The organism is Embleya sp. NPDC055664 (assembly GCF_053618075.1).
Genome location: NZ_JBSHGZ010000029.1, coordinates 128,804 through 135,496, shown reverse-complemented (window position 1 = coordinate 135,496; position 6,693 = coordinate 128,804). Strand labels below are relative to the sequence as shown.

At 73.3% G+C, this 6,693-nt stretch carries 7 protein-coding genes; 5 read left to right on the top strand and 2 right to left on the bottom strand.

Going from position 1 to position 6,693, the window contains the following annotated elements; genetic code table 11:
* Window positions 1–220: 220 nt before the first annotated feature.
* The 4 genes from ACWGR4_RS34985 (at window position 221) to ACWGR4_RS34970 (ending at window position 2,485) form a co-directional block, all read left to right on the top strand.
* Window positions 221–538 carry a helix-turn-helix domain-containing protein gene (locus ACWGR4_RS34985; protein ID WP_107504196.1) on the top strand — a complete coding sequence of 106 codons (318 nt, stop codon included), beginning with the start codon at window positions 221–223 and terminating at the stop codon, window positions 536–538.
* Window positions 535–1,041, top strand: coding sequence for a hypothetical protein (locus ACWGR4_RS34980; RefSeq protein ID WP_380009857.1), 507 nt, complete (start codon window positions 535–537; stop codon window positions 1,039–1,041). Before ACWGR4_RS34985 ends, ACWGR4_RS34980 begins: the two co-directional genes overlap by 4 nt.
* A 205-nt stretch (window positions 1,042–1,246) precedes the next feature.
* Window positions 1,247–2,197: an alpha/beta fold hydrolase gene (locus ACWGR4_RS34975; RefSeq protein WP_452128735.1), complete on the top strand. Its 951-nt coding sequence runs from the start codon at window positions 1,247–1,249 to the stop codon at window positions 2,195–2,197.
* A 102-nt stretch (window positions 2,198–2,299) separates the two neighbouring features.
* Window positions 2,300–2,485: a YegP family protein gene (locus ACWGR4_RS34970; RefSeq protein WP_380009851.1), complete on the top strand. Its 186-nt coding sequence runs from the start codon at window positions 2,300–2,302 to the stop codon at window positions 2,483–2,485.
* Window positions 2,486–2,590: 105 nt separating this feature from the next.
* On the opposite strand, the gene ACWGR4_RS34965 is transcribed toward ACWGR4_RS34970, so the two are convergent.
* The gene (locus tag ACWGR4_RS34965) at window positions 2,591–4,132 is read right to left on the bottom strand and encodes an MFS transporter (RefSeq protein ID WP_452128736.1); all 1,542 of its coding nucleotides are present in this window, start codon (window positions 4,130–4,132) and stop codon (window positions 2,591–2,593) included.
* Window positions 4,133–4,473: 341 nt separating this feature from the next.
* Between ACWGR4_RS34965 and ACWGR4_RS34960 the strand changes: the two genes are divergently transcribed.
* On the top strand, window positions 4,474–5,466 hold the full coding sequence (locus ACWGR4_RS34960) for an Lrp/AsnC family transcriptional regulator (RefSeq protein ID WP_452128737.1): 993 nt from the start codon (window positions 4,474–4,476) through the stop codon (window positions 5,464–5,466).
* Window positions 5,467–5,512: 46 nt separating this feature from the next.
* On the opposite strand, the gene ACWGR4_RS34955 is transcribed toward ACWGR4_RS34960, so the two are convergent.
* Window positions 5,513–6,688: a hypothetical protein gene (locus tag ACWGR4_RS34955; protein WP_380009842.1), complete on the bottom strand. Its 1,176-nt coding sequence runs from the start codon at window positions 6,686–6,688 to the stop codon at window positions 5,513–5,515.
* Between the last annotated feature and the right edge of the window lie 5 nt (window positions 6,689–6,693).

Here is a 6,693-nt window from a genome sequence, read left to right as displayed (position 1 = left end):
CGCCCCCGCTCCGCGCCGCCCCCGCTCCGCGCCGCCCCCGCTCCGCGCCGCCCCCGCTCCGCGCCGCCCCCGCTCCGCGCCGCCCCCGCTCCGCGGTGGCTTCAACTGCTGCTCCGGGGCCTTGGGTTGCTTTCGCTGTTCGGGCAACTTTCCCGCAGGGAGGGATGATTGTGTTGCGTCGGATCTACCGTTCCCGCAACTCGCGTTCTACGCTGCCGGAATGAGGCATGTGGCGCCTGGGGCGCGTGAGACCAGAACGGCGGAGCGGATATCGACCCCGACCGCCGACGAACCCATCCGGATGATCGTGGCGCGCAACGTGCGCATGCTCGCCCGGCGCGACGGCTACACCGACGGGGCCATCGGCGAGGCGCTGGGCCACGGTCGCTCCTGGGCGTGGCGTCGGTTCACCGGCGAACTGCCCTTCGACCTCAACGACGTGGAGCGCCTGGCCGAACTGTTCCAGGTCGACCCTGCACACCTGCTCGCCCCCGCGCACACGTGGGCGCCCGACCCGTCCCGGAGGGCGGTCTCATGAGCACCGAACGCCGCCCGAGCAGCCGCCGCAACCGCGTCGACAGCAAGCACCGCATCGAGCGGGCCACTGCCCGCCGCGCCACGCGCCACAACGACGGGGCGTCCGTGCCCGCGATGTCCTCGGAGGTGATCGAGGCCGCGCTCTACCGGGCCGCCGAAGGCGACTACGCGGCGCAGGCGACCACGTACATCCTCACCGAGGAGGGTTCCTTCGTCCGCCGCCCCGACCTGTACGCGGTGTGTCTGGACTGGTCCGACGACGGCCGCTACGCCTCGGTGCGGTGGGAGACGCTGCGCGAGGTGGTCACCGCGCCCGACGGGCCCTATCCCGACGGGGCGTTGCGCACCATCCTGCTCCTGTGTTGCTCGCTGCACGACGACGGCCCGGCCCCGCTGTCCCGCCTGGCCTCGCTCGACACCACCAACGCCCGCATCGTCTCCCGAGGCGTACACATCGCCACCGGCGCCCTCCCGTTGCGCCAGGCCCTGGGCAACACCCCCTGACCGGTCGCGGCGACCGCCCGAGCGCGGGCCGCCGCCACCCGTAGCGGTTCGCCCCCCGCCCTTCCGGCGGGGGCGACCGAACAACAGTGGTTGCATATTAAAACCAGGTCTCCTATGGTCATGGTGGTTGCAAGTTGCCACCACGCGGAACGCGGACGGACCAACCGACCGACAGGCCGACCGCACGACCGAGGAGACCCCCGAGATGATCGCCGCCGACGAGACCTTCCAGGGCAGCTATCCCTTCGCGCCGCACCACAGTTCGGCGCCCGGATTCCGGATGCACTACGCGGACGAAGGGGCCGGCCCGGTCGTGCTGTGCCTGCACGGCGAACCCACGTGGGGCTACCTGTTCCGCGACCTGATCCGCCGCCTCTCGACCGACCACCGCGTCGTCGTACCGGACCACATGGGCTTCGGCAAGAGCGAGACCCCGACCACCCGCTCGTATCGGCTCCAGGACCACGTCGACAACCTGGAGGCGTTGGTCCTCGATCTCGACCTGACCGACATCACCCTGGTCATGCACGACTTCGGCGGCCCGGTCGGCATGGGTCTGGCGGCTCGGCACCCGGACCGGATCGCGCGGGTCGTCGCCGTGAACGCACCGACGCCGTTCGGGCAGGAGGACCTGGGCGCGGTACTGGCCGCCAACGCCGCCGAGTCGCCCTGGTTTCGCTGGATCGCCCGCGCGCACGCCGACGGCACGCTCGAACAGGTGCTGGGCGCCCTGGACTTCACCATCCTCAGCACGCTCGCGCTGAACGGCTTCGAGGACACCCGCATCATCTCCCCGGCCTGGATCGAGGCGTACGGCGCGGCCTTCCGCACCCCCGAGGAATGCCTCGGCGCGATCGGCTGGGCCCGGGGCTTCGCCACCGGCGCGCATACGTTCGAGACGCCGACCGCGCAGGCCCGGGCCCGGCTGGCCGACACCCCCGCGCTCGCCGTCTGGGGCACCGCCGACCGGACCCTGGCAGCCGCCCACTTCCTCCCGCTGTTCCGCGCCGCTTTCCCCCGGGGCCTGATCACCGAGCTGCCTGGGGTGGGCCACTACAGCTACGAGGACGCCCCCGAGACGATCGCCGCGCTGATCCGGCAATTCCTCGCCGGCACCGCCACCGACGTGCTCCGGGGATGGTCGGGAGCCGCCTGACGCGACGCGGCGACCACACGGTGGCCCGCAGCCCGTGCGGATGCCCTCGACGCAGCGGAGCGGGACCATGGTGGGGAGGGCGACATGAGCGGGAGGTGTGCCATGGCCGCCAAGTTCGAGATGTACACCGACAAGGCAGGCAAGTTCAGGTTCCGCCTGAAGGCCGGCAACGGGCAGATCATCGCCGTCGGCGAGGCCTACGAGACACGTGCGGCGTGCATGAACGGGATCGAGTCGATCAAGCGCAACGCCGCCGACGCCAAGGTCGTCGAACTCGCCCACGCCTGAGCCGACGCCCCGGCCCGACCGGCGACCGACGCGGGCCGGGGCCGATGTCCGTCGCGGCATCGGTTCCCGGCCCGCGGGCGAGCCCGTTCGGCATCCCCGGCGCTGTCACCGCGACGCGGGCTCGCGTTCGGGGGTCGGTGCCCCGGCCCCGCCGCCGGCAGGGGCGTGGGCCGCCTTCGGGACGGTGAGCAGGGCCAGTACGCCCGCCGCCAGCCCGAGTGCCCCGCAGAGCAGGAACGCCCGGTCCAGGCCCGCCGCGAAGGCGTCCCGAATCGTGTCCACCACCGCGTCCCGGCCACCGGCCGGAGCCGTCGCCACGAGCTGTTGCGCCCGGCCGCCGCCCAGGGCCTCGGCGGTCGCGTGCGGGTCGGCGGCGAGGGTGGTCCCGCCGCCGCGCAGCGCGTGTTCCGCGCCGTCCCGGAAGACCACGCCCACCACCGCGATGCCCAGCGCAAAGCCCAACTGCCGGAAGGTGTTGAGCGCCCCACCGGCCATCCCCGCCCGGCTCGGCGGCACCGCCGCGAGCGCCGCACCGGCCATCTGCGGCATCGCCAGGCCGACCCCGACCCCGGCCACGAGCAGCCCCGGGAGCAGCGCGGTCCAGTCCGAATCGGCGTCGACCAGGGTCAGCGCGAACGCGCCGAGCCCGATGCAGAGCGCGCCGATCCCCAGCGGCCATCGGGGACCCGTACCGTGCGGGAGCCGGCTCGCCACGGCCGAGGCCACGAACGAGACGGCCGCCAGCGGCAGCAGCGCCAGCCCGGCCCGGACCGGTCCGTACCCGAGCACCGACTGGAGCCACACGGACAGCGCCGGGAACGCGGCGAACGCGGAGAACTGCACGAGCAGACCGGACAGCATGATCCCGCTGAACGACGCGCGCCGGAACAGCGCCAGGTCGATCATCGGTTCGGCGACCCGGGCCTCGACCACCACGAACAGCCCGAACGCCACGACGGCGGCGGCGAATACGCCCAGCGTCGGACCATCGGTCCACCCGACGGCGCCGGCTCGCACGAAGCCGTAGGTGAGCAGCGCCGCACCGAGCGTGAAGGTGACCATGCCGGCCGGGTCCGGCCGCGCCGCACGGTTGCCGTGCGATTCGGTGAGCAGACTCAGGCACATCACCACGGTCAGCACGCCGATGGGCACGTTGACCAGGAAGATCGCCTCCCAGCCCAGGTGTTGGGTGAGCAGCCCGCCCATGATCGGCCCCACCGCCGCGGCGGCCCCCGAGATCGACCCCCATACACCGAAGGCGACGCCGCGGTCGCGGCCCTGGTAGGCGTGTCCGAGCAGGGCGATCGTGGTGGCGAACATGGCCGCGCCGCCCACACCCTGCAGGGCCCGGGCCGCGATCAGCGTCCCGGTGTCCGGCGCCAGCGCGCACAGCAGCGACGCGGCGGTGAACACCGCGGTGCCCGCGACGAACACCCGCCTGCGGCCGATCCGGTCGGCGAGCGATCCGGCGCCGAGCATCAACGCGGCCAGCGCGAGGGAGTAGGCGTCCAGGACCCACTGGAGGTCGGTGTAGGAGGAACCCAGATCGGCGCCCATGTCGGGCAGCGCGACGATGACGATCGTGACGTCGACAAGCAACATGAACGATCCGAGACAGACCGCGAGCAGCGGTCCCCACTTGCGCACGAGGACTCCCAGGACGAGATACGGGATGAAGGCGTGACGGCATGACGGAATGACGGCATGACCGAATGACGGAAGCGCAACGACGGAATGGCAGAACGACGGAACTGCGGATCCACAGGACGGCGGAATCACGGCAACGGCGGTACGCAGGCGCATCACCGGCCGAGCGCACAGCCGGCCGCGACCGACGCGACACGACCCGCCCGTCGACACGACACGACCCGCCCCGCCGCCCCGCATCCGCGTTCCGCCCGCTGACGGAAACCCTCGCCCATCCGCGGGATCGCGTCGAGCCCACGCGGCGAATGCGGCGGATTCCCGACGCGACTACGCTCCCGCCGGTGGGATCCATCGAATTCGACGCCGTCGACCTGGCGATCGTGCACGCGCTGGACATCGACGGCCGGGCGCCTTTCGCACGCATCGCCGAGGTGCTGGGCGTGTCCGACGCGACCGTGGTGCGCCGCTACCGGCGGATGCGGGCGAGCGGCGCCATGCGCGTGGTGGCGATCGGCGACACCCGGCGTACCGGACAGGCGTCCTGGGTGTTGCGGGTGCGCTGCGTTCCGGACGCCGTGGAGGCGGTGGCGGAGGGCCTGGGCCGTCGGTCGGACGTGTCCTGGGTACAACTGTTGTCGGCCGGCGCCGAGGTGATGTGCGTGACCCGGCCACGCGGCCCGGAGGCCCGCGGCGACCAACTGCTGCGCAACGTCGGCCGCGCGGCCGGGGTCAGCGAGTTGGAGGCGCACTGCATCCTGCGCGTGGTGGTCGGCGGCCCGCCCGGGTGGCGGGCGCAGAACGTCGCCCTCGACGCCGACCAGGTGGCCGCGCTGACCCGTTCCGCGCCGGTGGTCGACCCGGACGCGCCGCTGCCGCCCTGGAACGACGACGACCGGGCGCTGTTCGCGGCGTTGTCCCGGGACGGGCGCATGTCGTTCGCGGACCTGGCCCGAGCCTGCGCAACCTCGGAGTCGGCGGTCCGCCGTCGGCTGGAAGTGCTGCGCGCCACGGGCGTGTTGTACTTCGAGGTGGAGACCGACCCGGAGTATCTGGGCTACGCCATGCCTGCCTTCCTGTGGATGTCGGTACGCCCCTCGGCACTGGAGGCGGTCGCGGAGGTGGTGGCGGCCGATCCCCGTACGGTCTTCGGCGCCGTGTCCACGGGGCGGGCGAACTTCCTGGTGAGCCTGCTGTGTCGGGACACCGCCGACCTGTACGACTTCATCGCCCACACACTCGGCTCCGTCGAGGGCATCACAAACGTCGAGACCACCCCGATCGTCGAAACCTTCAAACGCGAAGGCCCGATGCCACAACGGCGTCGCCGACGCTGAGCCGGGTGCGCGTCGCGGCCCGGCTCTGCCGCCGAACCGGTGTGATTCAGCGGGCGGCCCTCGTGGACGCCGACGTGGATGTCATCGAGGAGCCGAAGGTGTCGGTGGGGTCGGGTGTACCGCCGCCGGTGTTTCGGGTGGAGGTGGCGGCGCCGTCCAGGTTGCCGGCCGTGCCGGTCGTCGAGGTCGGCGATCCCGATGCCGAGGTGGGCGGGGACGTGGTCGGGGCGGCCGCGGTGGACGCGCCGTCGGAGGGGATCAGCGTCGGTTGGATCGAGGCGGTGTCGAGCAGCCGGATCGCCGCCAGCAACGCGCGCAGGCGGTTCGCCTCGATCGCGGGTTCGGACTCGGCGAACGCGCCGTCGGCCCGGGAGATGCGGTCGGGACGCACGTCGTGCGCGCCCGGTGTGGCGCCGACGCCCACCACGAACGAGGCCGGGTCGCCGCCCTCCGCGTTCGGCGGATCGGTCGTGCCGAAGCGCAGCGCGTACAGCGAGGACTTCTCCGGCGCCATCGGCGCGATCACCGCGACCACGTGCTCCCCGCTCGCCAGCGCCCCCGGGGCCAGGGTCAGCGGGACGCGCACCGGTACCCGGGCGTCGGGAAGCACACTCTCCGCGATGTGCCGGACCCGTTCGGCGTCGGCGGCCGGGCCGGTGAGCGAGACCACGGCCCACGCGTCGCGGGCCCACTGCCAGGCCAGTTCGAGCCGGCCGTCGACCGGGGTCGGCCCGATCAGCCACACGGCCGGACGCTCCCGGACCGACGGCGCGGTGGAACTCGACGCGCTCGCCATCGCCGGGAAGCGCCCCGCCGCGTACATCGTCACCATCGCCCGCGTGGCCGCCAACTCCGGCGCGGGCCCCGGCTTCTCCGGCCCCAGTGTCACCCGCTGGCGAAAGCGGCCCGTCTCGTAGGACACCGGCGTGTATCCGCCCGCCGAGCCGACTCGGAAGGCCCGCTCGCGCACGTCGAAGCCGCCCCCGGCGGCCGGCCCGAAGCGCCCGTCGCGCGACGGCGTCGCGAGCACCACCGTCACCAGCGCGATCATCGCCACCGCGACCGCGCCGCCGACCACCGCCAGCACCCGGCGGGCCCGCACCGTGCGGCGACCGTCGCGGATCGCGCGCGCCACGTACACGCCCGGTTCGTCGGACCCGACCGCAGGCGTCTCGCGCAACGCGGCCAGCAGTCGGGCGCCCTCGTACTCCTCGGTGTCCATCGCCC